Annotated in this window: 3 protein-coding genes; all 3 read right to left on the bottom strand. The window is 70.8% G+C overall.

The window, feature by feature from the left end; translation table 11 throughout:
* Positions 1-832: tol-pal system protein (locus RDU12_RS14845; RefSeq protein ID WP_308685406.1), on the bottom strand; the 832-nt coding region annotated here is incomplete at its 3' end.
* A gap of 40 nt (positions 833-872) precedes the next feature.
* Complete coding sequence (locus RDU12_RS14840; RefSeq protein ID WP_300291869.1) at positions 873-1979, bottom strand: DUF3667 domain-containing protein; 1107 nt, start codon at positions 1977-1979, stop codon at positions 873-875.
* 112 nt (positions 1980-2091) lie between these two features.
* On the bottom strand, positions 2092-2560 hold a 469-nt coding region (pal, locus tag RDU12_RS14835; RefSeq protein ID WP_308685403.1), incomplete at its 5' end, for a peptidoglycan-associated lipoprotein Pal.

Below are 2560 nucleotides of genomic sequence, written 5' to 3'. Positions count from 1 at the left end.
GCTCGCCGGCGCGGGTGCGCAGGGCGGCGCTGCCGGCCTCGGCGTAGCGGCGGTCGAATTCCCCGAGCGCGGCGCAGGCCTGGGTCTTGCGGTCGGTGGCGTTCAGCGCCGTGGCCAGCTCCAGCACCGTGGCGCCGGCCCAGGGGGTGGTCGGCCAGCCGTCGAGGGCGGCGGCGTAGAAGGCCACCGCGCCGGCCTGGTCGCCGGCCGAGACGCGCAGGTCGCCGAGGCGGGCGTTGGCCTCGCGGGCCTGGGGCGTGTCGGGCCAGGCGAGGGCGACGGTCTGCAGGGCGCGGTCGCCGAGCGCCGGGTCGGAGGCCGCCAGCCGGGCGGCGGCGGCCAGATCGCGGACGGCGTCGCCGGTCGGGGAGGTCGAGCTGATCGGGGCGTTCAGCTCGGCCTCGCGTTCGGCCGCGGCGGCGATGTCGCCGAGCCGGGTCTCGGCGGTGCGGAGGCGGGTGGTCAGGGCCGCGTTGTCGCGCACCGTCTCGTCGAGCTGGAAGGTCAGCCGCTCCAGATCGCCGTTGACCCGCTGCAGGGTGGCCTCGAGATCGTTCAGACGGCGATCCATGATGGTGACCCGGCTGGTCAGGGCGACGACCTCGGGCTCGGGCTCCATGATGACGGGCTGGCCGGCGGCGTTGCGCTGGGTCAGGGCCCGTTCGAGACGGCGGACGTTGCGATCCAGCCGCTCCAGACTGCGCCGGTCCCACTGGATCGGCTCCATGGGCGCGGTCTGGGCCACGACCGTGGTCGTGCCGGCGATGAGGGCGACGCCCAGCACGGTGACGAGGACGTTCTTCGAACGGAGAGCGGGGGGCAGCTTGAGCATGATTGTTTTCGTCCCACCGATTTGAGGCCGCCGCAAGGCGTCAGCCCGTGAGTCCGAGCGTGATGATGGCGAGCAGGAAGAGCGAGAAGGCGAAGACGCAGAACAGCAGCAGGACGAGGGTGCGCCACGCCGCCGAGACCCACGACAGGTCGTAGGCGCCCTTGAGCTGGGCGTACATGTGGACCGGGATGCCGAAGGTGAAGGCCATCGCGCCCAGGAAGGCGAAGCCGACCCACAGCGGACCGAGGAGCGAGACCACCATCATCAGGATCGACATGGCGGTCAGCGAATAGAGCACGAAGACGCCGTGGTCGTAGAGGGTGAAGCCCCGCCGCCACAGGAACAGCAGCGCCACGAAGGGGATCGAGATGGGGATCAGCAGGAAGCTGAATTTATAGGCCGTCTGCTGGATCTTGTAGATCGCCAGGTCGGGATTGAGCAGCTTCTTCTTGATCGTCTCGTTCAGCGCCCCGTTGCCCATATTGACCTTGAGGTCGCCCGAGGCGACGGCGTCGTGGATCTGGGCCTGCCAGCTGCCCGGGGTCAGGCCGTCCGTGCGACTGGCGGTCGGGTCGGCGACGCCGAGACGAGTTTCCAGAACCTCGACGCTGGTCGCCCGCGCCCGCTCGGTCAGTTTCAGGGCGTCGGACTCCGGCGCCGCGTCCGCCGCCCGCCGGGCCTCGGCCAGTTCGGCCCGGGCGGACTGGAGGCTCTGCGTCAACTCTGTCCGTTCGGCGGGCGTCAGCGTCGTGGTCATGTTCGGGTCCAGCCCCCCGGAGAAGCTGAACACGAAAAACATCAGGAAGACGGTGAACAGGAACATCGCCAGCGGCGAGACGTAGCGGGTGCGCCGGCCCTGGACCCATTCGCGGGTCAGGCGGCCAGGGTTGAAGGCCAGCAGCGGCAGGGTGCGCCAGATGCGGGCGTCGAAATGCAGCACGCCGTGCAGCATCTCTTCGCCGAGGTGCAGCAGGGAGCGATGGACGTGGGTCGGCTGGCCACAGTTGGAGCAGAATTTGCCCTCGACGGGCTGTCCGCAGTCGGTGCAGTTCCCCTCGGCGTCGCCGACATGGCCGGTCGGCCGCTCGAGGGCGCCCGCGAGAATGCCGGCCGAGGCTGCCCCGCCCGCCGCGTCGATGTCCACCATGTCCGTCCCCGCCTGTGCCGCCGGGATTTAGCCGGGCATGGCCGGACCGGTCAAAAGGAAAGGGGCGGCCGATGACCGGCCGCCCCTCACGATGGTCTGTCGCAGCGCTGGATCAGCGCGTCGCGCCGCTGACGATGGCGGTGTGGGCGTTGCGGTTGCGGGCCCAGGCCTCTTCGTTGGAGCCGGCCGCGATCGGGCGTTCCTTGCCGTAGCTGATGGTGTCGATGCGGGCGGCCGAGACGCCTCGGCTGACCAGATAGGTGCGCACCGACTCGGCGCGGCGGGCGCCGAGGGCGAGATTGTATTCGCGGGTGCCGCGTTCGTCGGCGTTGCCCTCGATGCGGACGGTGACCTGCGGATAGCGCTGCAGCCACGCCACCTGGGCGTCGAGGCGCGGATAGGCGTCGGGGCGGACCTCATAGCTGTCGAGGTCGAAATAGACGCGGTCGCCGACGTTGACGACGAAGTCCTGTTCCGAACCCGGCGCGGCCGCGCCCAGATTGCCGCCGTCCACCGGGCCGGTCGGCGCGGTCGGATACTGCGGGCCGGTCACGGGGGCGGTGTCGCCGCCGGCGCTGTCG

Origin of the sequence: Brevundimonas sp., from assembly GCF_031082345.1 — a bacterium.
Classification (GTDB): Bacteria; Pseudomonadota; Alphaproteobacteria; order Caulobacterales; family Caulobacteraceae; genus Brevundimonas.
The sequence above is the reverse complement of the archived record's forward strand: the minus strand, read 5'-3'. Positions and strand labels throughout refer to the sequence as shown.

What these genes read in the sequence shown, in the direction of transcription:
- RDU12_RS14840 (WP_300291869.1), bottom strand. Translation starts at nt 1,979, where the DNA reads ATGGTGGACATCGACGCGGCGGGCGGGGCAGCCTCGGCCGGCATTCTC.